The sequence below is a fragment of the Halomonas sp. HP20-15 genome (assembly GCF_033446685.1).
GTDB lineage: Bacteria > Pseudomonadota > Gammaproteobacteria > Pseudomonadales > Halomonadaceae > Modicisalibacter.
On record NZ_JAWQLY010000006.1, the window covers coordinates 168,752 to 190,485 of the forward strand.

The following is a 21,734-nucleotide window of genomic DNA, read 5'->3' on the forward strand; positions in this document are numbered from 1 at the left end:
CTCAACTTTTCTGACAGGCCCCAAACGCCCTCATCTGTTAGCTTTTAGATCATATAAACGTAGGTTGAATCAGGATGGCATACAGTTTTTCTAACGTACTGCCACGGTAGCTCACTTCGGCAGGGGCATCTCATGAACCGTCCAACCACCAACGTGCACGCATTTGAAGCCCACGCAACTGACGATGACCTCGACGACCTTCGCGTGCGGCTGGCCGCGGCGCGTCTGCCGGAAGCTGAGACGGTCTATCGCCCCGCGCCCGACTCTCGCCGATGGGAACAGGGCGTTCCTCTTGCCGGTCTCGTCGAGGTTGTGAACTACTGGCGCACCGAGTACGACTGGCGGTCGTTCGAGGCGCGCCTCAACCGGATCGGCCAGTTCCGCACGACTATCGACGGTCTGGGAATCCATTTCCTGCACCGCCGATCCGCCCGCGCGGATGCCACCCCTCTGATCTTGACGCACGGCTGGCCAGGCAGCGTTGCCGAGTTCATTGATGTAATAGACGAGCTGGCGGATCCGAACGATCCAGACGCGCCAGCGTTCCACGTCGTGGTCCCGTCGCTACCAGGCTTCGGTTACAGCGACAAGCCGGCCACCACCGGGTGGGGGGTCGAAAAGATCGCGGCCGCATGGGTGGAGCTAATGGGAAGGCTCGGCTACAGCAAGTTCGCAGCCCACGGCGGCGACTGGGGAGGTGTGATTACCACGATCCTCGGCGGCAGGTTCCCGGAGCACGTTCTTGGCATCCACACAGTGCTCGCGCAGGCACCGCCTGGATTGACAACGGACGGGCTGACGGCGGACGAACGCAAATGGGCCGAGGAAACCCACGACTTCTGGCGCCACCGCTCAGCTTACGCGAAACAACAAGCGACCCGACCGCAGACTATCGGCTACTCGCTTGTCGACTCGCCAGTCGGGCTTCTTGCCTGGATTCTCGACAAGTTCGCCGAGTGGACAGATACCGAAGATAGCCCGTTCGAGACGATTTCCAGAGATCGCATTCTTGATGATGTAACTTTGTACTGGCTGACGCGGACCGGGGCATCGGCGGCCCGCATCTACTACGAAAGCCACGGCGGTGTTAACGCGCTCGACCCTGAGCTTCGGGTCGATGTCCCGTCGGCGATCACCATTTATCCGCGCGACATCGAGAAGTGTCCACGTACTTGGGCACAGGAGCGGTACCGGCAAATCGTCCGATGGACGACGCCTGAAACCGGGGGGCATTTTCCGTCGCTGGAGGTTCCCGAGTATTTCGTCAAGGATCTACAAGACGGCCTCGCGGCAGTACTGGCCGCTAACGGTCGTTGATCATGACTTTGTTGACGCTGGCATAACAGGCGTAAGCCCAAGGGGCGATCGTCGCAGGCGGTATGATTCAGTTCATAACGACCATCACCACCAGCACCACCGTCAGCAATAACAGGTACACCCCCGCATGAATGCGATCGGGAATGCGCCCGATCCATCGCGATGCCAGGTGGATACCGAGCCATGACCCCACCGCTAGCGCCAACAAGGCACGCAGGTCCACATACCCCGCATACCAGGCGCCCAAAGCGGTATCGCTGGCCGACAGCAACACATAAGTCGCGGTGCCGCTCACCGCCATCGGCAGCGACAACGGATTGGCCATCGCAGTGGCCAACGTCATGCTAGCCCCTCTGCGGCGCATCAGCGGCACGGTCATCACGCTCCCGCCAACACCCAAAAACGCGGCGACAGTGCCGATGAAGGTACCGGTCATCGCCGTCACCAGGCGACCCATGGGGCGCACATCGCGACCCACCTGATGCAGGAAACCGGGCCGCAGAATGGCATCCGCAATAGTGATCATCAGATAGCCGATGAACACCCAGCGCACCCAGTCCCCACTCAACGACACTGCCGCTGCCGCGCCGAGCACGGCACCAATGGCGATATAGCCGACCAGCGGACGCACCAGATGCCATTGCACGGTCCGTCGCCGATGGTGACGCCATGTCGACAGGGAGGCAGCGAAGATCATCAGTGCGGTCGAGGTGGCTACCGCGATATGCATGGCCGCCAGACCCGTCTCGCTATCCGGCCCATGGACGGTAATCAGCAAGGTGTACATCAAGGGAACCACGACGAAACCGCCACCGAAACCGAACAGCACGGTCGTCACGCCAGCCAACCCGCCGCAGAGAAGCAATACGCTATACACCGGAACTCTCCTGATGGAACTCAACGACAGGAACGATATTCCGATAAGGGGTGGCCGACGTTCGCCAGTTGGCCAATAATCGTTGTATTTCGGCCACGCTGAGGACAAATGCGCAATATCCCTCTGGCGGACGTGGATCATGTGGCCCGGCCCATCGTGGCCATCGGCACCGACTACACTCCAGGCACCCTGCTCGACTTTCACACTCATCGCCGCGGCCAGTTTCTCTACGGCATGACGGGCTTGATGGAAGTCGACACCGATGACGGCACCTGGATGGTGCCGCCCTACAGCGGTGTCTGGTTGCCTGCGGGCAAGCGCCACCGGGTACGGATGAACGGCGTCAGTACCCGCAGCCTGTATATCGAGCCTCTCGCGGCTCCGCGTTCCTCCCCCACCTGCGAGGTGCTGGTCGTGCCCCCGCTCCTGCATCACCTACTGCTGGCCTCCGCCAACATGCCCGCGCTCTATGACGAGAGCGGTCGCGATGGCGCCCTCGCCCAGCTCCTGCTGTACGAACTGCAACTGGCTCCGGCGTTGCCGCTGTTTGCTCCTTTGCCCCAAGATTCTCAGCTCGCCAGCCTGTGCAAGGAGTTTCTCGGCCAGCCGCATATCCGTAGCCTGCCCGAGGACTGGGCGCGGCAACTGCATCGCAGTCAACGCACCTTCAATCGCCTGTTCCGTCAGCAGACCGGCATGTCGTTCGCAGTATGGCGCCAGCAGGCCTGCCTGATGGCCGCCCTCCCCAGGCTGCTATCCGGTAGCTCCGTTACACGAACCGCGCTGGAACTCGGTTACGACAGCCCGGGCGCCTTCTCCAGCATGTTTCGCAAGGTGCTCGGCCAATCCCCGACCGCCTTTGTCCGCGCGGCTATACGCCAGGAGGAAGAGCTGCCCCAACCATGGTGCGCAGACTGAAGTGTAGCCGCGCCACCAAGCTCACAACGCGCTAAGGGCGCCTAGGCTAGCGGCCCTAAGTCTTTTCATCCGGCTCAGTTGGATGTTTGTGCGAATAGATCAGCGTCGCCGCGTTGAGCACCCGTCACACTAGTGCCCAGGCTATGGCGGTCAGCTGTGCAACGCCTCGACACTTCGGTAATGGCACGTGCAGGGCTTCAGGAAGCAGCTACGAAAACAAATCCTTTTCATAACCATGTTTCTGATCAAATACTCGGCATTATCTCCAAAATACAGAATTAAAATCTTAATTATCAGCAAATAGCCGATTTTATGGGAAGTGTTGATAAACTCCCTTGCATGACGGCTCTGCCTCGCGGCGGAGCTTTCCGTAACCATCGGCAGGGAGACCTTCATGGCCCGCAATATCATCGTTCTGGGTGCCGGCATGGTCGGCGTATCCGTGGCCTGGCACCTGGTGCGTCGCGGCCATGACGTCACGCTGGTGGACCGCCGCGAGCCGGGGCTCGAGACCTCCTTCGGCAATGCCGGCATCATCCAGCGTGAGGCAGTGCGCCCCTACGCCTTCCCGCGCGATATCGGCACCCTGCTGCGGGTGCTGCCCAATCGCCAGGTGGACATCCGCTACCGCCCCACCGGCATGATGAGCGCGGCGGGCCCGCTATTGGACTACTGGCTGAACTCGAGCGGTGAGCGCTACGCGCGCATCGTGCGCGAGTGGGCGTCGCTGATCATGCGCTGCCAGGAGGCCCACGCGCCGATGATTGAAGCCGCAGGCGCCGAGGCACTGGTACGCAAGGGCGGCTGGCTGGAGCTTTACCGCACCCGCGAGGCGTTCGAGGAACGCCAGCAAGTGGCCCAAGAGAATCACGAGCGCTTCGGGGTCGAGTATGACGTGCTGGACGCCGAGGCGCTCTACGCCAAGGAGCCGCATCTAGGCAAGGGGCTGATCGGGGCGATCCACTGGACGCAGCCCTGGATGGTCTCGGACCCCGGCGGCCTGGTGCAAGCCTATGCCCGCAGCTTTGCCGAACAGGGCGGCCAGGTGAAGCAGGCCAGCGTCGAAGACGTGCTCCAGGTGGAGGGCGGCTGGCAGGTCAAGACCAGCGAGGGGGCTCTGGAGGCGGAGGATATCGTGGTGGCCATGGGCCCCTGGACCGGTGAACTGCTGGTGAGGCTGGGCATGAAGGTGCCACTGTTCGTGAAACGCGGCTACCACATGCACTACTCCGCCGAAAACGAGGCCAAGCTCAACCACTGGGTGATGGATGCCGAGAAGGGGTTCCTGCTCGAGCCGATGCGTGCCGGGATTCGCCTGACCACCGGCGCCGAGCTTGCCGACCTGAACTCGCCACCCCAGTACAAGCAGTTGGGCGCCGCCGAGAAGGTGGCACGCAAGCTGTTCCCGCTGGGCAGGCGTCGCGACAGCCAGCCCTGGAAAGGCGCCCGCCCCTGCCTGCCCGACATGAAGCCGGTGATCGGCCCCGCCCCCGACAAGGCAGGATTATGGCTCGCCTTCGGCCACGGCCATCAGGGCTTTACCCTGGGCCCGGCCACCGGCGAACTGCTCGCCCAGATGATGGATGGTGAAGAACCTGAGGTGGATATGGCCCCGTTCCGCGTCGATCGCTTTTGAAGGTGAGGCCAGTACGAAAGCGGGCGCCCTTGAGACGCCCGCTTCGAAAGATAGCTTGGGTAACATACCTGTACGAGTGGTCAAGCCGAGAACACCCAGCATTAGTCGCTTAAAGTGCAGAAACCAGAGGGGCATTACAAACACTGCTTAACTATAGAGGTCCACGGGAGCGTATGTAAGATGAATATTGCCACTGCAGACACTGTAAGTACACACCCGTCCAGCCATAAGTAAAGTTAAATGCCCAAGCAGAGAAATAGAAAAAGAAGCCGCCAATGACAAAATCACAGCGGCCTCTTACAATTTACGGACAATATGTCCAGCTTGCTACGAGACAAGATTTTTAAAATTTACACCCCATCTCACCACTTTAAAACAATATTAGCCTTTCAACAGTTCCCTACCCATAGGAACATACCTTGCCAGCCTCCACTCAGTCGATTTACCTGTTGCAAATCCTGACTGCATCCCAGGCTCACTCCAAAATCTTTTAACAATATCTCCAAAATCCACTGCCAACTTATTTCCCTCCCTCACATTAAAACCAATTCCCGCAGCAAAAATCTCGAAAGCGGTATTGAGAAATGCACCTCGAAACTCCCCTCTAGCATTATCCCATTTCCTAAAGAAGTCAGCGCCAAGGGAATCACTTATGATTGCAAACGTATTTTCAAAAAGATCTTCTAGCTCATATTTATTGTTCGGAAAGTCAGACGCCAGCTTCACTGAGAAATCATCTAGAACAGAATTAAAATCTCTCAACTTGCTCAGAGTTAAATCCTCGCTTCCAAACATACATAGCGCAAAAAACTTAAGAACAAGCTCTAAATCATAGCGCTCTTCAATCAATCTATCAGATATCTGAACTGACGTTGAAAATCCTTCATCCCTAGTAAGACTCTCAAGCCACTCATAAAACTCAGGAGACACTGCGACTAAAAGAGCCGAGCGAACCTCTTGTGGTGAAAGACGAGCACCATAATTATTTAACCGCTGAAAAAGATCGTACTTTGCGTCCTTAGAAGAACTTCTTTTTATTATTTTTAAGTCCATTTTCGATCTTTTGAAATCGAGGCGATGCGCATTGGATAAGCTTTTATCTATATGTTCAGAGTCCCAACTACACCCTTCAAGGTCTGGCAGATACTTCGTACCAGTCATAATTAATTGCGGAAGCTTTTTACCATTTGGATCAAGGAGCTCGCCTTGAAGCTCAAGAATAGTAGAGATTCTTTGCAAACCATCTACGATTTCCCATCTTCCTTCATCGTTCTGAGACACGAAAACGGAAGGGATAGGTATGCCAAGTATAATACTCTCAATTAAGTTTGATTTCTGAACTTCATTCCAGCGAAAAAACCTTTGAAAGGCAGGTCGAATTATCAGCTCCCCTTCTTTATACATATTGGTTAGCTCACCAATACTCATAGGGTATCCATCTGCGGAGACGGACATCCTAGCCTCTTCTATTTGTTTATCAAGCCTTTCAGAGCTTTTCTCAGTCATATACGCCACCCCTCTGTTCTCTTGAGCTCTTCCGCCAAATACGACATTTCTGGAAAAACCATCGTTTCGGTAAAACCTAAACTCTGAAGATCCCTAAAGTACGAAGCTGGACTTCCACTTAAAACATATCTTGTCATGTTGGCAGTCACGTCCCCCTCACAAAACTCCTCTAGAGAATCGGTAGAGTTACCCCAGACAAAAAATGTTCCACGCTGCGCAACTATCCTCTCGGAGTTATGAGTTCCAAAGATTGCAACAGGATACTTCACCTGTCTCCTAGGAGACATTGGCTCATAGCTCTCAATTTCTTCACTTACCGTTGTAAGCACATGAATAGTTTCACCATATCCTGAAAGAGAGGGTGTACCCCTATTCCATTCAATTGGATCGACACACCAAATCACAGGTGGATCCCCATTCGCATCATCTTCAGCCCCTCTGGACTGCAAAGCAAAATATGCAGAGACCATTAAATTTTCACTCCAATCCAGCAGCCTAGTAGGAAGACCATAATGCTGCATAGAAAAAAGCTGATCCCAAAAACTTTGGTTATATCCGTCTTTCCAGTACGCTATACTTCTTTGCCTAAATCTAGCAAGAAGCCTTTCTTCCCTCTCCCTAACAGCTTCGTAGCTCTTATTATCTCTAAGCAACCCGGGCTTCAAAGAGTAACTTTTTTTCGGCAACCCCCTAAACCAAAAAAAACGATCTGAAGGCATCTCCCTGCTCTTTATCAAGACCTCTTCTACCAAGTTTGAAAGCGACTCTACCTCAACCTCCGCAACAGGCATACTCCCCCCTCATGAACCTTATCATCACTAACCCCCTACCCCTCGCTCAAAACATCAAAAAGATAGACCATTAAGCGATACATTATGGGGCCAATAATTTAATTCATAGAAAACTCTTTACAACCTACTATTCAAAACCCAGCACTGATGAAATTCAATGACACCGACACTAATAATCATGCCTATTCACAAAAAACCGCCACAAGGCGGTTTTTGTAAGACATTTCTCACAAACTTGATCACTCCCACTCGATCGTCGCGGGCGGCTTGCTGCTCACATCATACGTCACGCGGGAGACGCCGCTGATCTCGTTTATGATGCGGTTCGAGACCTTCTCCAGCAGTTCGTACGGCAGGTGCGCCCATCTTGCGGTCATGAAGTCGATGGTTTCCACCGCGCGCAGGGCGATAACCCATTCGTAGCGGCGGCCGTCGCCGACCACGCCGACCGATCTCACTGGCAGGAACACGGCGAAGGCCTGGCTGGTCTTGTGGTACCAGTCGGCGTGGTGCAGCTCCTCGATGAAGATGGCGTCGGCTTCGCGCAGGATGTCGGCGTACTCCTTCTTCACTTCGCCGAGGATGCGCACGCCCAGGCCCGGCCCCGGGAAGGGGTGGCGGTAGACCATGTCGTAGGGCAGGCCGAGTTCCAGGCCGAGCTTGCGCACTTCGTCCTTGAACAGTTCGCGCAGCGGTTCGACCAGCTTGAGCTTCATGGTCTCGGGCAGGCCGCCGACGTTGTGGTGCGACTTGATGACATGGGCCTTGCCGGTCTTGCTGGCGGCGGATTCGATCACGTCCGGGTAGATGGTGCCCTGGGCGAGGAAGTCCACGCCCTCGATCTTGGCGGCTTCGCGGTCGAACACGTCGATGAAGGTGTTGCCGATCGCCTTGCGCTTGGCCTCGGGGTCGTCCACGCCCTTGAGCTTGCCGAGGAACTCGTCCTCGGCGTCGACGCGGATCACCCGCACGCCCATGTGGCGGGCGAAGGTCTCCATCACCTGCTCGCCCTCGTCCTTGCGCAGCAGGCCGTTGTCGACGAACACGCAGGTCAGCTGGTCGCCGATCGCCTTGTGCAGCAGCGCGGCGACCACCGAGGAGTCCACCCCGCCGGAGAGGCCGAGCAGCACGTGGCGGTCGCCGACCTGGTCGCGCACGCGGGCGGAAAGGTCCTCGATGATCTTGGCCGGGGTCCACAGGCGCTCCGCTTGGCAAATGCTCAGCACGAAGCGCTCGAGCAGGCGCTGGCCCTGCAGGGTGTGGGTCACCTCGGGGTGGAACTGCACGCCGTAGAAGCGCTTTTCCGGCCAGGTCATGGCGGCGATCGGGCAGCTCGGGGTGCTGGCGGTGATATTGAAGGTCTCGGGCGCTTCGGCGACCTTGTCGCCGTGGCTCATCCACACGTCGAGCAGCGCGCTGCCGTCGTGGTCGACATGGTCCTTGATGCCACCGAGCAGGTCGTCGTCGCCGTCGACCCTGACCTGGGCGTAACCGAATTCCTGCTTGTTGGAGCCCTCGACCCGGCCGCCCAGCTGCATAGCCATGGTTTGCATGCCGTAGCAGATGCCCAGCACCGGCAGGCCGAGCTCGAACACGCACTGCGGGGCGCGCGGCGAGCCACTGGCGACGGTGGATTCCGGCCCGCCGGAGAGGATGATGCCGTTGGGTGCGTACTCGCGGATCTCCTCCTCGGTGATGTCGAAGGCGCGCACTTCGGAATACACGCCGATCTCGCGCACGCGGCGCGCGATCAGTTGGGTGTACTGGGAGCCGAAGTCGAGGATCAGGATCTTGTGGGCATGAATGTCGGTCATGAAGGGGGCCACCGCCAGAGAAACGAGAAGGGACAAAAGGTAGAAGAAGGAAGGATGAAGGGAGAAGCCGTTTCTTCCCTCTTATCTCTTCCTTCTTCTTTATCTATTTTTGGGGCTGGTCAGCCAGCTCTGTAATTAGGAGCCTCTTTGGTGATCTGCACGTCGTGCACGTGGGACTCGGCGAAGCCGGCGCCGGTGATCTGTACGAACTCGGGCTTGGTGCGCATCTCGTCGACGGTGCGGCAGCCGGTGTAGCCCATCGAGGCGCGCAGCCCGCCCATCAGCTGGTGGACGATGGCGCTCATCATGCCCTTGTAGGGCACGCGGCCTTCGATGCCTTCCGGCACCAGCTTCTCGGCGCCTTCGGACTTGTCCTGGAAGTAGCGGTCGGCGCTGCCCTGGCTCTGCGACATCGCGCCCATCGAGCCCATGCCGCGGTAGGCCTTGTAGGTACGGCCCTGGTAGAGCTCGACCTCGCCCGGGGCTTCCTCGGTGCCGGCCAGCAGGCCGCCGATCATCACCGTACTGGCGCCGGCGGCGACGGCCTTGGCCAGGTCGCCGGAGAAGCGCACGCCGCCATCGGCGATCAGCGGAATGTCATAGGGCTTCAACGCCTCGGCGACGTTGGAGACGGCGGTAATCTGCGGCACGCCGACACCGGCGACGATGCGCGTGGTGCAGATCGAACCGGGGCCGATGCCGACTTTGACGGCATCCGCGCCGGCTTCGGCCAGCGCTTTCGCCGCGTCGGCGGTGGCGATGTTGCCGCCGATCACCTGAATGTCGGGGAAGTTCTCCTTGACCCAGCGCACCCGCTCGATGACCCCCCGCGAATGGCCGTGGGCGGTGTCGACCACCACCGCATCGACGCCGGCCTCGGCCAGCGCGGCGATGCGCTCGGCGGTTTCCGCGCCGGTGCCCACCGCGGCGCCGACCAGCAGGCGGCCGTCGGCGTCCTTGGCGGCGTTGGGATAGGTGCGCGCCTTCTCGATGTCGCGCACCGTGACCAGCCCGCGCAGGCGGAAGGCGTCATCGACGATCAGGATCTTTTCGATGCGGTTTTCCTGCAGCTTGGCCTTGATGGCGTCCAGCGGCGTGCCCTCGGGCACGGTGACCAGCTTGTCGCGCGGCGTCATGATCGCCTCGACGTGGTCGCTGTGATCCGGCTGGAAGCGCATGTCGCGGCCGGTGACGATGCCCACCAGGGTCTCGCCCTCGACAACCGGGAAGCCGGAATAGCCGTACTCGTCGGCCATCGCCAGCAGGTCCTGCAGCTTGGCCTGCGGGGCGACGGTCACCGGGTCCTTGACGATCACGCTCTCGTGCTTCTTGACCTTGCGCACTTCGGCGGCCTGGGCCGAGATCGACATGTTCTTGTGGATGATGCCGATACCGCCTTCCTGGGCCATGGCGATCGCCAGCCGGGCTTCGGTCACGGTGTCCATGGCGGAGGAGACGAGCGGGATGTTGAGCGTGAGGTTGCGGGTCAGGCGGGACTTGAGGCTGACGTCCTTGGGCAGGACATCCGAGTAGCCGGGAACGAGTAATACGTCGTCGAACGTAAGAGCTTCTTGCGCCATACGTAGCATATCGGAAACACCCAATGAGCAGATGGTGGGAGACGGGGCGTTGGAGAGTTAATCGACCATTATAAACCTCGGCCGTTTTTCACTCAACGTGGCGTGGTCGATTGCTCGTGGCGCGGCGGTCCGGGCGGCCATCTAATCGCGAACAAGTTCGCTCCCACAGGTTCTTGCCTGTAGCTGGCCTGTGGAGCGGGTTCTTGTGGGAGGCGTACCAGGAGAAAAGGCATTCCCGATAGCGGTGGCACGGCAGTTTGGGCTCCATGATCTGATTGTCACGCCATAAGTGTACACATACACTACCTATAGATAGTCTTGGTGTGTACTTAATGGATCAGATCACCGCTCGCGCCCGGCTCGACGATTGGGACCGTCAACATCGCTATGTATTTACCCTCTCGGACCTAGCCAAGATCTTCCCCGAAGACAGCCCAAAGACCCTGCAGGAAGGGATCAATCGACTACGTCGGTATGGCCTGCTCGAGGCAGCCAGCCGTGGCGTGTACGTCTACAAGCTGTCACGGCACCAGGACGCCGACCTGCTCGAAAGAATCGCCAAGGCGATGCGCCGTGGCGAGTACAGTTATGTCAGCCTCGAATCCGCACTCTCGGAGTATGGTGCGATCTCACAAATCCCTGTCGATCGGCTGACGGTAATGACCACCGGCCGCAAGGGCGAGTATCGCACCCCTTATGGCACCATCGAGTTCACCCACACCAAACGGTCCATTCCCCAACTGCTCGACCGGATGCGCGATGTAGGGCGTCCCTTGCGGCTGGCGACACCCCAGGCTGCCTGGGACGATCTCAAGCGTGTCGGGCGCAATACTCACCTTGTCGACCAAGCGAGCCTGCCGTATGAACACTGAACGCGCCAACTTCGACGAGCTGGTCGCTCGAGCGATGTCCCAGCCCGGTCGTATTGCCATGCGCCCGGTCATCGAGAAGGAGCTACTGCATCTCGATATCCTGTTCGCTCTCGAGCGGGAACGGCTTCTGGATGGACTGACCTTTCAGGGAGGAACGTCTCTTCGCTTGTGTCAGGGCTCACCGCGCTTTAGCGAAGACCTGGATTTCGCCGGCGGCTGGGATTTCTGCAGCCAGGATCTGGCGCGCATCCGCGCATGTGTCGAGGATTACGTCAGCAATCGCTATCAGCTCGAGGTCAGCGTCAAGGAACCGAAGCAACTGCGGGAAGAACCCGGCTACGGGGATATTCGCGTCGACAAGTGGCAGGTTTCCGTAGTCACGGCGCCGGCCCGAAAGGACATTCCTAAACAGCGCATCAAACTGGAAGTGGCCAGCATTCCTGCATATACGCGGGAGGCGCATGCAATCCAGGTCCACTACCCTTTTCTGCCGGATGGCTACGATGACTTGCTGGTCGAGACGGAAAGCCTAGATGAAATCATGGCGGACAAATTGATCTCGCTGATCAACACAAAGAAATACGTGCGGCATCGTGACATCTGGGACCTGGCATGGCTCAAGCAGCAAGGGGCGTCTCCCGATGTCGAGCTCATTAAGCGCAAGATTCAGGACTATACCGTAGAGCACTACCCTGACCGAGCCAGGGATATGCAATCACGCCTGGTCGGCATTGTGTCCGGTACGGCCTTTCAGGACGAAATGACCCGCTTCCTACCTGCCGAAACCGTCGACCGAACGATAAGGAACCCCCGATTTGCCGACTTCCTAGGCCGCGAGATCACGGCCATGCTGGATCAGGTGGTCACAGCGCTTGAGGGCCCGGCGCCGGGATCGCCCAACCCGGAGTTCACTCTCTAGGAAACATTGCTCGAAGAAGCCGCCTTACCGCCAGGCAGAGTGGCCCAACACGAAAACGCCCCGATCTTCGGACCGGGGCGTTTTCGTTGCTACACGGCGTTATTGCTCGGCAGTGTGGTTTCGAGCCGTTACTCCCGATGCTCAATCGCTGATCAGGATTTTTCCTTGAGCATCTTCTCGCGCTCACGCCGTGCCTGCTCTTCCGCGTAGGTAGGAAAGTCCACGTAGCCGCGGGCATCGCCGCCGTAGAAGGTATTCGGATCGAAATCCGCCAGCGGCCAGCCGTTTTTCATGCGCTCCACCAGATCCGGATTGGACGTGAACGGGCGACCGAATACCGGCAGGTCGATGGTGCCCTCGTCGATCAGCTTTTGCGCCTCGGCCTGGTCCAGGTTGCCGGCGAGCAGCAGCGTGCCGTTGTAGACGTCGCGGAACTGGCGCAGGTAATCGCGCGGCATCGGCGCCATGCCCTGGCCGCCCTGGTCGTGCAGGTGCACGTAGGCCAGGCCGCGCTTGTTGAATTCACGCGCCAGGTGGAGGTAGGTCTCGCCGTTGTCGTCGTACTCCGGCATGTCGAACAGCGTGCCATGCGGCGAGAGACGCACCCCGACACGGCGGGCGCCGATCATCTTGCTTACCTCGTCGACCACTTCCAGCAGCAGCCGGCAGCGGTTTTCCCGCGAGCCGCCGTATTCGTCGTCGCGGTCGTTGACGCCGGGATTCAGGAACTGCTCGAACAGGTAGCCGTTGGCGCCATGGATCTCGACGCCGTCGAAGCCCACCTCGCGTGAATTGACCGCCGCCTGGGCGAAATCGCGCACGATATCCTTTACTTCCCGGGTTGCGAGCCGGCGAGGCTGGCTTGCCTTCAGCATGTCCGGCTGGCCATTTTCGTTGTAGCCAAAGGCCATGCCACCAGGCTTGTCGCTGGGGCCGACCGGCGAGGCGCCGGCAACCTGCACGGTAGTGTGCGAGACGCGCCCGACGTGCCAGATCTGGGCGAAGAAGACGCCGCCGCGCTCATGCACCGCGCGGGTCGCCTTGGCCCAGCCGGCGAGCTGGTCGGGGCCGAAGATACCCGGGTTGTAGAGATACCCCTGCCCCTGGCGCGAGATCGGCGTGCCTTCGGAGATGATCAGCCCGGCACTGGCGCGCTGGCGATAGTAGAGCGCGCCCAGTTCCGTGGGGATATCCTCCGGTGCACGGGAGCGGGTCATCGGCGCCATGACGATGCGGTTGTTCAGGCGGGTGCCGGCAAGATCGAACGGTTCGAATAACGAAGCCACGTCGTGAACTCCTTTTAGCGATGACGTCAGGTCTAAAACGAAAGCGAGCCACGGTGGCTCGCTGAGGTAGACCAAAGTCTAGGAAACGATTAGCCAGTTAACAATGAATCTTGCCGACTGCCGCGATGCAGGAAAGCTATCGTTCGCCTTTTTATCATTCGGCACTAGCCATCGAAGCCATAGAACCGTCGCGGCGTCTCGCCCATGACCGTGGCCAGGTCAGCGGCGGGGATCCAGCGCTCGGCATCGTGCAGGGCCTGTTCGAAGCTGTAGAGATGTTCATGCTCCGTCCAGGGCCAATCGCTGCCCCACATCAACCGGTGCGACCCCAGTTCTTCCAGCAGTCGCTTGCTCACGTCGACGAGACCGTCGCTGCGGCTGCGATACGGCGCTGAACACTTGACCCAGTAGCGCTTGTCATCGCCCTCTGCGCACAGGCGATCGATGACGGGGTCCCGCCAGGCATTGGCCTGGGGGCGGCCAAAATGGTCGATCACCAGCGCCAGGTCTCGCGTGTCCAGAAGGTCGAGAATCTCCAGCAGGGTGTCGCCCTCCGCCTGGATCTCCACGTGCCAGCCGCGTGACTCGAGCCGCGAGAACAGGGCACTCCACTCCGGTGACCTAAGTTCATCCACACCTCGCCCGATCCAGTTGAGGCGTGTCCCCCCTACCCCCAGCGACGTCATCGCCTCGAGGGTCGCATCCGTGACGCTGGGGTCCAGAACCGCCACGCCCCTCAGTCGCCCGGGCTGCTGCCGCAGGCACTCCATGAGGTATTCGTTGTGGGTGCCGAGGAAGCTGGGCTGGACCAGCACGCCCTGGGCGATTCCGAAGCGGTCCAGCAAGCCGAGGTAGCGCTCCAGTGGCGCCTCGTAGCTGGGGCGGTGGCGTGGCTTCTTTGCCACCCGGCACTGGTGGGTGAAGACGTGGGCGTGGGTATCGACAATTTTAGACATTGGTCTAATCCGGGTTGTGCACGGAGATTAAGAGTGTCATACATATCTACACTTATATAAGACCATAAGTACATCAGAGCACATACCAATGCAAGCCGACTCCCAGCAAGACGAGACGCGCAGCCCGCGCTACTACCGGATCTACCAGTCCCTGCTGAGCGAGATTCAACAGGGCAGCCTCAAGCCGGGCGATTTACTGCCCTCCGAAATGAGCATCTCGCAATCGCATGGCGTTGCGCCGGGTACGGCCCGCAAGGCGATCGACATGCTGGTCGATCGCGGCTGGGTGGAGCGCCAACATGGCCGGGGAACGTTCGTACGGCGGGCGGATTTCAGCCACTCGCTCGCCCGGTTCTTCCGCTTGACGGATCGCGAAGGGGTGCAACTTCACCCCAAGAGCGAGCTGATCGGGATTCGCGAGCTGCCGGCGCCGGCCGATATCGCGCGTCACCTCGAGGTGGCGGAACGCAGCCCGCTGATCGAGATCGAGCGGGTGCGCCGCGTCGACGAGCTGGCGCTGCTGCACGAGGTGATCTACCTGCCGGGCGAGCGCTTTTCACCCCTGCTGAACCTGCCCACCGAGGAGTGGGGAGATCTGCTTTACCCCCTCTATGAGCGGGCCTGTGCCGAGATTGTCTTTCGCGCCACCGACACCCTTTGCGCCGGGCCCGCCCCGGAAGGCGCGGCCCGCCACCTGGGGCTGGAGCCCGGGACACAGGTCATCGAAATCGCGCGCCTGGCCAGAGGCTACGACGAAAAGCCGCTCGAGTGGCGGTTGAGCCGTGGCCGGCTCGACTTGTTCCACTACAGCTTCGATATCCGCTAGGCGATGGCGCCAGGCGCCACCGCCCTCTCCCAAATGACTCCCCAAGGAGCCACGACATGATCAATAACAAGACCGTATCCCTGTCCGGTATCGCGGGCATGGGGCTGCTCGCCCTGAGCGTGCATGCTCATGCCGCGCAAGAGGTCCGAATCGCCACCCATGTGTCGGCCGAATCGCCACTGGCCAAGCAGGTGGAAATGTTCGCCGAACGCATCGAGGAGCGTCTCCCCGGGGAGTTCACCTTCGAGCTCTATCCCAACGGGCAGCTCGGCAAGGAGTCGGCGCTCATCGACCAACTTCAACTCGACACCATCGAGATGGTCAACGTCGCCTCCGGCGTCTTGAAAGTGGACGACAAGCTCGGCTTCTTCGATCTCCCGTGGCTGTTCGAAGACCGCGAGAACGTCCAGCGCGCCATGGCCGCCGGACTGGAAGAAGAACTGGTCGAGACCATCGAGGACAACATGAGCGCCAAGGTGGTGGGTATCTACGAGAACGGTTTTCGCCACATCATCAATTCCAGCCACCCCATAGAGACGCCCGCCGACCTGGATGGCATGAAGATCCGGATTTCCGGCGGCGACTTCCGCCAGCAGATCTTCGCCTCGCTGGGGGCCGTACCGGCCAAGATCGCCTGGGGCGAAACCTTCACCGCCATGCAGACGGGCGTGGTGGACGGCGCCGAGGCCGCCACCTACGGCTTCTACGGCCAGAAGATGTATGAGGTACAGGATTATCTTTCCCTGACCCGTCACGTCTACACGCCGTCTTTCCTGCTGGCTTCCCCGAGGTTCTGGGACTCGCTCACCGACGAGCAGCAGACCGTCTTCAGCGAGGTCGCCGACGAGATGCGCGACGATGCCTACGCACAGGCCGCCGAGATCGAGCAATCCAATCTCGATGCCATGCGCGATTCCCTGAAGATCAACGATGTCGATTTGGCGCCGTTCCGCGACAAGGTCGAATCCGTCTACGAGAACTACGTGAACGAGTATGGCGATGACTGGCTCAAGATCGTGCGCCAGACCGCTGAATCGTCGTGACCGCTGGAGTCGAAACGATGCTGAGATATCTGGATCGTTTGGTCGAGACCGTCGTGGGGGCCCTGGTGGCCCTCACTACCATCGCCGTCTGCTTGAACGTCTTTTACCGCTATGTACTCGGCTCCGGCCTGGTGTGGGCCGATGAGGTGCCGGGATTTCTACTGGTATGGATCGCCTTCCTGGGCGCCTATCTCGCGGCCCGGCAGGAGGGCCATATCGCCTTCGACATGCTGGTCGAGTCTTTTCCGCCACTCCTTCGACGGGGTATCCAGGTCATCGGTGACCTGGCGGTCATCGGGTTCTTCGTGCTGCTCGGCCTGAAATCGTGGCAGATGATCGATCGCGTCGGCGGACGCTCGATAGAAACGCTGCCCATCGCGCAGGGCGTGTTCATGAGCGTGCTGCCCATTGCCAGCGCTTTGATGGTAGTGGCCCTGAGCGCTCGACTTATTCAACGCTGGAGGAACGTCTGATGGCCTGGGGCGTAGTGGCGATGCTGTTCGGCATTATCCTGCTGGGGGTCCCGGTGGGGTTTGCCCTGATGATTACCGCCGCGGTCTCGATGTGGATCGCGGACATCAACTTGCTGATGATTCCCGTGCAGACTTTCTCGGGGACCAACTCGCTGGTGCTACTGGCGATTCCCCTGTTCATTCTCATGGGCGAGCTGATGAGCGCGACCAGCATCGCCCAGCGCCTGATCGACCTGGCGGCGTCCCTGGTGGGCTGGATGCGCGGTGGCCTGAGCCATATCAACGTCATGACCTCGATGTTCATGGCGGAAATGAGTGGCTCCGCGGTGGCCGATGCGGCCGTGATGTCGAAGATATTCGTGCCCCAGATGGAGAAGCGCGGCTACCCCAAGGGCTTCGCCGCGTCCATCACCGCCGTCTCGGCGACGCTGGGCATCATCATTCCGCCGTCGATCCCCATGGTGTTGTATGGGGTGACCACCAATACCTCGATCCGTGACCTGTTCATCGCCGGCATCGTGCCGGGCCTGCTGCTGGCCACCGCGTTCATGGTGACCTCCTGGCTGTTCGCCCGCCGTGAACAGCATCCGCGTGAGGGCAATTTTCAGATCAAGGCCCTGGGCACCGCCTTCAAGCGGGCGCTGATTCCCCTGGCCATCCCGGTGATCGTCGTCGGCGGCCTTATCGCCGGCATCTATACGCCCACCGAAGCCGCCGGAATCGGCGTCATGATCGCCCTGCTGTTCGGCCTTTTCGTGACGCGCGACCTGGACTACCGGATCATCTGGTCCCTGCTTGTAACCTCGGGCCGGCAGACAGCCGTGGTGATGATGATCGTCGCGGGCTCGGCCATCCTGGGCCAATATCTGGCCAACGAGCAGTTGCCCCAGCAGATTGCCAGCGCCCTGGGCGGCATCACCGATAATTACATCCTCAACCTGCTGATCATCAACGTCTTCGTATTGCTGTTGGGCATGTTCCTGCATGCCAGCGCGGCGATCATCGTGGTCGTGCCGCTGCTGCTGCCCATGGCGACCGATCTGGGCATCGACCCTGTGCACTTCGGGGTCATCGTCTGCCTCAATCTGGGTATCGGGCAGCAGACGCCCCCCGTGGCCAGCGTGCTGCTTACCGTCTGCTCGACCACGGGAATGAAGATCGAGGAGGTCATGGGCTACTGCAAGTGGTTCCTGCTGGCGATGTTCGTCGTTTTATTGTTCGTCACCTTCACGCCGATGACGGCACTGTGGTTCCGCTGATGGCAACACCTCCGGTTCGGTTGGCCTGATGCCCTGATCTACGCGTTCTGGCGGGGTGAGTGCGGGAGGCATGTTAGGAAAAAAAGTATTCCTGATAGCGGTAATGCCGTAGCTCGTAGCTCGTAGCTCGTAGCTCGTAGCTCGTAGCTCGTAGCTCGTAGCTCGTAGCTCGTAGCCAGAATGCTAGACTGCCCTTCCCCACACCTGCCCGATCTTGCGAGGCCCGCGATGGACGATATCGGCACCCCGACCCTTTCGGTCAGCGAGCTCAACCGCCAGGCGCGGATGCTGCTGGAACGCAGCTTCGGCGACTGTTGGGTGGAGGGCGAGGTCTCCAGCGTGGCGCGGCCGGCCTCGGGGCACGTCTACTTCACGTTGAAGGACGACCGCGCCCAGCTGAAGTGCGCACTGTTTCGCAACCGCGCGCGCTTCACCGCGCCGCTCAACAACGGCGACCAGGTACGGCTGCGCGGCAAGGTGTCGATCTTCGAGCCGCGCGGCGACTACCAGATGATCGTCGAGGCGGTGCAGCCCGCCGGCCAGGGCGCGCTGCTCGCCGCCTTCGAGCGGCTCAAGCGCCAGCTCGACGCCCAGGGGGTGTTCGCCAACCAGCGCCCGCTGCCCTACCCGCCGCGCCACCTGGCGGTGATCAGCTCGGCCAGCGGCGCGGCGATCCGCGACGTGCTGGCGGTGCTCGCCGCGCGCTGGCCGCTGGTGCCGGTGACGCTGCTGCCGGTGCCGGTACAGGGCAAGGAGGCGGTGCCGGCGATCATCCGCGCCATCGCCATCGCCAACCGGCTGGCCGAAGCGCCGGAGGGGCCAGGCTTCGATGCGCTGCTGGTGACCCGCGGCGGCGGCAGCCTGGAAGACCTGTGGGCATTCAACGACGAGCACCTGGCGCGGGCGATCTTCCACTCGCGGTTGCCGGTGATGGCGGCGGTGGGCCACGAGGTCGATACCACGCTGGCCGACTTCGCCGCCGACGTGCGCGCGCCCACGCCCTCCGCCGCCGCCGAGCAACTGGTGCCCGACCAGCGCGATCTGCGCCGGCGCCTGCAGGATGCCGAACGTCGCCTGTTGCGCTGCCAGCGCTCGCGCCTGGAGCGCGAGGCGCAGTGCCTGGATCATCTGCGCGCGCGGCTGCGCCATCCCGGCGAGCGGCTGGCCCAGCAACGCCAGCGCCTCGCCCAGCTCGAAAGCCGCCTGGGTCGCGCCATGGATCAGCGCCTGCGCGGCGAACGGGTACGTGTCGACCACCTGCAACGCCGGCTGGCCGGCTACGATCCGTCGAGCCGCGTGGCCCGCGCTCGCGGCCAGCTCGACGGCCTGCAACAGCGCCTGTACCAGGCCCTGCCGCGCCAGCTCGAACAGCGCCGCCAGCGGCTCGGCGCGCTGGCCCGCGAACTGCAGGCGGTCAGCCCGCTGGCGGTGCTGGGGCGTGGCTATGCGATCCTCGAGGACGACAACCGCCAGGTGATACGCAGCGCCGCCGACACCCAGCCGGGCCAGACGCTGACCGCGCGGCTCGGCGAGGGGCGTCTCAAGCTCGAGGTTAAGCGGCGCCTGCGCAAGGGTTAACCGTTGGCGTGGCGGCCTTCGGGTGGCACCCACAAGAAAGCCGCCAGTCCGGTCTTCGGCTGGCGGCTTTCTCACTTCTCCAATATGAGCGCTCAGGCCTGGCTGAGCTGCTCGGTGTCGGCGCCGGGCTTGAAGGCGCTGGGTTCCAGCGAATGCCGGCCCAGCAGCTTGTAGAAGTCGGTGCGGTTGCGCCCGGCGATGCGCGCCGCCTGGGTGACGTTGCCTTCGGTGATCTTGAGCACCTTGATCAGGTAGCTGCGCTCGAACCCGGCGCGCGCGTCGTTGAACGAGGGCAGCGCGTTCTCCTCGGCGGCCAGCGCCTGGGAAACCAGCGCCTCGGGAATGATCGGTGAGCTGGTCAGCGCCACGCACTGCTCGACCACGTTGACCAGTTGGCGGACGTTGCCCGGCCAGGCGCTCCCGGCGAGCAGGTTGAGCGCCTCGGAGGAGAAGCCCTTGACGAACGGCTTGTGGCGCGCGGCGGCCTGGGTGACCAGGTGCTTGGCGAGCAGCGGCACGTCCTCGGCGCGCTCCTTGAGCGGCGGCAGGCGCAGGTTGACGACGTTGAGGCGGTAGTAGAGATCCTCGCGGAAGTCGCCCTCGGCCATCGCCCGGTCGAGATCGCGATGGGTCGCTGAGATGATCCGCACGTCGATGGGGATCGAGGTGGTCGAACCCAGCGGGCGTACCTGGCGGTCCTGCAATACGCGCAGCAGCTTGACCTGCAGCGGCAGCGGCATGTCGCCGATCTCGTCGAGAAACAGCGTACCGCCGTCGGCGGCCTGGAACAGCCCTTCGTGCTGGCTGATCGCGCCGGTGAAGGCGCCCTTGGCGTGGCCGAACAGCTCGCTTTCCAGCAGTTGTTCGGGCAGCGCGCCGCAGTTGATGGCGACGAACGGCTTGCCGGCCCGGGAGCTGGCCTGATGGATGGCGCTGGCGAGCAGCTCCTTGCCCGAGCCGGAGGCGCCGGTGACCAGCACGCTGACGTCGGAACCGGCGACCATGCGGGCCTGTTCGAGCACCTTCTCCATGTGCGGGCTGCGGGTGATGATCGCCGAACGCCAGGCGTCATCGCCCTCGACACTGGGGCCGGGAGTCTGGGTCAGGGCGTCGTCGATCGCCGCGAACAGCTCGTCGCGGTCGACCGGCTTGGTCAGGAAGCTGAACACGCCCTGGCGGGTGGCGCTGACCGCGTCGGGAATCGAGCCGTGGGCGGTGAGGATGATCACCGGCAGGCCGGGAACGCGCTTTTGCAACTGCTGGAACAGCGCCATGCCGTCCATTTCGTCCATGCGCAGGTCGGAAAGCACCAGGTCGGGACGCGCCTCTTCCAGGCACTCCAGCGCCTGGCGACCGCTATCGGCGGTGGTCACCCGGTAACCGCGGCTCTCCAGACGCATGCCCAGCAACTTGAGCAGGCTGGGGTCGTCGTCCACCAGTAGGATATGGGCTGCGTGCTTCACGGTGTCGCTCCTCCGCTCGCTGAAAAGTGCTCGTCGACTTTTCAGGAAAAGCTTGGTTCATGGCGCCAACCGCCCTCGGCGGGGCTCGGCTACTGCTGGCGCGAATTTATGCTCTGTTCGATCGCCGTCAGCGCGTCGAGTTTCTCGGCCAACGCGTCGCGTTCCTGAATTGCCCGGTTGCGCGCACTCTTGCTGGCGGCGATCTCGTCGACCAGCGCGCGGCGGCCCTCGAGCCCGTTGAGCCATTGGCGCAGCAACGGCTGCAACTGGCTGGGCGCGGCGGCCAGGTCGGCCTTGTAGATTTCCGAGGCATCCTTCCAGCGCTCGCGTTCGGCCCATGACAGCACCACCGCGCGGGCCAGGCGCTGACGCGCGGTATCGCCGTCGAGCTCGGCCAGGATGTTCTCACGCCACACGACGTCGCCACGCTGGGCGGCCAGGCCGAAAGCGACCCACGATTCGAGCAGGCATCCATTGGTTTCGAGGCTGGGTATCTCGGACAGGCACTGGTTGGCCGCAGTATCGAGGGGCTCGTCGTGCTGCGGTAACAGTTGCTGGCAACCGGCAGCCAATAGTGAAACGGCCAGCAGGCTGGCCACGAGTATCGAATGCTTCATTAA

At 61.2% G+C, this 21,734-nt stretch carries 19 protein-coding genes; 10 read left to right on the plus strand and 9 right to left on the minus strand.

What is annotated here, in order from left to right; genetic code table 11:
- Positions 1 to 132 precede the first annotated feature (132 nt).
- Positions 133 to 1,317, plus strand: coding sequence for an epoxide hydrolase family protein (locus R6258_RS10140; protein WP_318449795.1), 1,185 nt, complete (start codon positions 133 to 135; stop codon positions 1,315 to 1,317).
- A 67-nt stretch (positions 1,318 to 1,384) separates the two neighbouring features.
- Here R6258_RS10140 and R6258_RS10145 read toward each other — a convergent pair whose 3' ends face one another.
- Entirely contained in the window at positions 1,385 to 2,194 is an 810-nt protein-coding gene (locus R6258_RS10145) for a sulfite exporter TauE/SafE family protein (RefSeq protein ID WP_318449798.1), read from the minus strand.
- 108 nt (positions 2,195 to 2,302) lie between these two features.
- Between R6258_RS10145 and R6258_RS10150 the strand changes: the two genes are divergently transcribed.
- Positions 2,303 to 3,112 (plus strand): helix-turn-helix transcriptional regulator, encoded by an 810-nt coding sequence (locus R6258_RS10150; RefSeq protein ID WP_318449799.1) that lies wholly within the window; start codon positions 2,303 to 2,305, stop codon positions 3,110 to 3,112.
- A gap of 394 nt (positions 3,113 to 3,506) precedes the next feature.
- Positions 3,507 to 4,748 carry an FAD-dependent oxidoreductase gene (locus R6258_RS10155; RefSeq protein WP_318449800.1) on the plus strand — a complete coding sequence of 414 codons (1,242 nt, stop codon included), beginning with the start codon at positions 3,507 to 3,509 and terminating at the stop codon, positions 4,746 to 4,748.
- A 381-nt stretch (positions 4,749 to 5,129) separates the two neighbouring features.
- Here R6258_RS10155 and R6258_RS10160 read toward each other — a convergent pair whose 3' ends face one another.
- The 4 genes from R6258_RS10160 to guaB all read right to left on the minus strand — a co-directional run bounded on the left by R6258_RS10160 (position 5,130) and on the right by guaB (position 10,448).
- Positions 5,130 to 6,254: a DUF262 domain-containing protein gene (locus R6258_RS10160; RefSeq protein ID WP_318449802.1), complete on the minus strand. Its 1,125-nt coding sequence runs from the start codon at positions 6,252 to 6,254 to the stop codon at positions 5,130 to 5,132.
- Positions 6,251 to 7,045, minus strand: coding sequence for an FRG domain-containing protein (locus R6258_RS10165; protein WP_318449803.1), 795 nt, complete (start codon positions 7,043 to 7,045; stop codon positions 6,251 to 6,253). Before R6258_RS10165 ends, R6258_RS10160 begins: the two co-directional genes overlap by 4 nt.
- 239 nt (positions 7,046 to 7,284) lie before the next feature.
- Positions 7,285 to 8,859 carry a glutamine-hydrolyzing GMP synthase gene (gene guaA, locus R6258_RS10170; RefSeq protein WP_318449805.1) on the minus strand — a complete coding sequence of 525 codons (1,575 nt, stop codon included), beginning with the start codon at positions 8,857 to 8,859 and terminating at the stop codon, positions 7,285 to 7,287.
- 119 nt (positions 8,860 to 8,978) lie between these two features.
- A complete protein-coding gene (gene guaB / locus R6258_RS10175) occupies positions 8,979 to 10,448 on the minus strand; it encodes an IMP dehydrogenase (protein ID WP_318449808.1) in 1,470 nt (489 codons plus the stop codon).
- Between the two features lie 323 nt (positions 10,449 to 10,771).
- Between guaB and abiEi the strand changes: the two genes are divergently transcribed.
- Entirely contained in the window at positions 10,772 to 11,311 is a 540-nt protein-coding gene (gene abiEi, locus R6258_RS10180) for a type IV toxin-antitoxin system AbiEi family antitoxin (protein WP_318449810.1), read from the plus strand.
- Complete coding sequence (locus R6258_RS10185) at positions 11,301 to 12,230, plus strand: nucleotidyl transferase AbiEii/AbiGii toxin family protein (RefSeq protein ID WP_318449812.1); 930 nt, start codon at positions 11,301 to 11,303, stop codon at positions 12,228 to 12,230. Before abiEi ends, R6258_RS10185 begins: the two co-directional genes overlap by 11 nt.
- 152 nt (positions 12,231 to 12,382) lie before the next feature.
- On the opposite strand, the gene R6258_RS10190 is transcribed toward R6258_RS10185, so the two are convergent.
- Positions 12,383 to 13,516: an alkene reductase gene (locus R6258_RS10190; protein WP_318449814.1), complete on the minus strand. Its 1,134-nt coding sequence runs from the start codon at positions 13,514 to 13,516 to the stop codon at positions 12,383 to 12,385.
- A 164-nt stretch (positions 13,517 to 13,680) separates the two neighbouring features.
- Complete coding sequence (locus tag R6258_RS10195; protein ID WP_318449816.1) at positions 13,681 to 14,472, minus strand: amidohydrolase family protein; 792 nt, start codon at positions 14,470 to 14,472, stop codon at positions 13,681 to 13,683.
- 88 nt (positions 14,473 to 14,560) lie between these two features.
- On the opposite strand from R6258_RS10195, the gene R6258_RS10200 reads away from it, so the two are divergent.
- The 5 genes from R6258_RS10200 to xseA all read left to right on the plus strand — a co-directional run bounded on the left by R6258_RS10200 (position 14,561) and on the right by xseA (position 19,651).
- A complete protein-coding gene (locus tag R6258_RS10200) occupies positions 14,561 to 15,298 on the plus strand; it encodes a GntR family transcriptional regulator (protein ID WP_318449819.1) in 738 nt (245 codons plus the stop codon).
- Between the two features lie 56 nt (positions 15,299 to 15,354).
- Positions 15,355 to 16,341, plus strand: a complete 987-nt coding sequence (locus R6258_RS10205; protein WP_318449821.1) for a TRAP transporter substrate-binding protein — start codon at positions 15,355 to 15,357, stop codon at positions 16,339 to 16,341.
- A 17-nt stretch (positions 16,342 to 16,358) separates the two neighbouring features.
- On the plus strand, positions 16,359 to 16,814 hold the full coding sequence (locus R6258_RS10210; RefSeq protein WP_318449822.1) for a TRAP transporter small permease: 456 nt from the start codon (positions 16,359 to 16,361) through the stop codon (positions 16,812 to 16,814).
- On the plus strand, positions 16,814 to 18,073 hold the full coding sequence (locus R6258_RS10215; protein WP_318449824.1) for a TRAP transporter large permease: 1,260 nt from the start codon (positions 16,814 to 16,816) through the stop codon (positions 18,071 to 18,073). The genes R6258_RS10210 and R6258_RS10215 overlap by 1 nt, the downstream gene beginning before the upstream one ends.
- Before the next feature lie 228 nt (positions 18,074 to 18,301).
- Positions 18,302 to 19,651, plus strand: a complete 1,350-nt coding sequence (gene xseA / locus R6258_RS10220) for an exodeoxyribonuclease VII large subunit (protein WP_318449827.1) — start codon at positions 18,302 to 18,304, stop codon at positions 19,649 to 19,651.
- 92 nt (positions 19,652 to 19,743) lie between these two features.
- Here the strand turns inward: xseA and glrR are convergent, their stop codons facing one another.
- Positions 19,744 to 21,114, minus strand: a complete 1,371-nt coding sequence (gene glrR / locus R6258_RS10225) for a two-component system response regulator GlrR (RefSeq protein WP_318449830.1) — start codon at positions 21,112 to 21,114, stop codon at positions 19,744 to 19,746.
- A gap of 89 nt (positions 21,115 to 21,203) precedes the next feature.
- Entirely contained in the window at positions 21,204 to 21,731 is a 528-nt protein-coding gene (locus R6258_RS10230) for a hypothetical protein (protein ID WP_318449832.1), read from the minus strand.
- Positions 21,732 to 21,734: the final 3 nt, after the last annotated feature.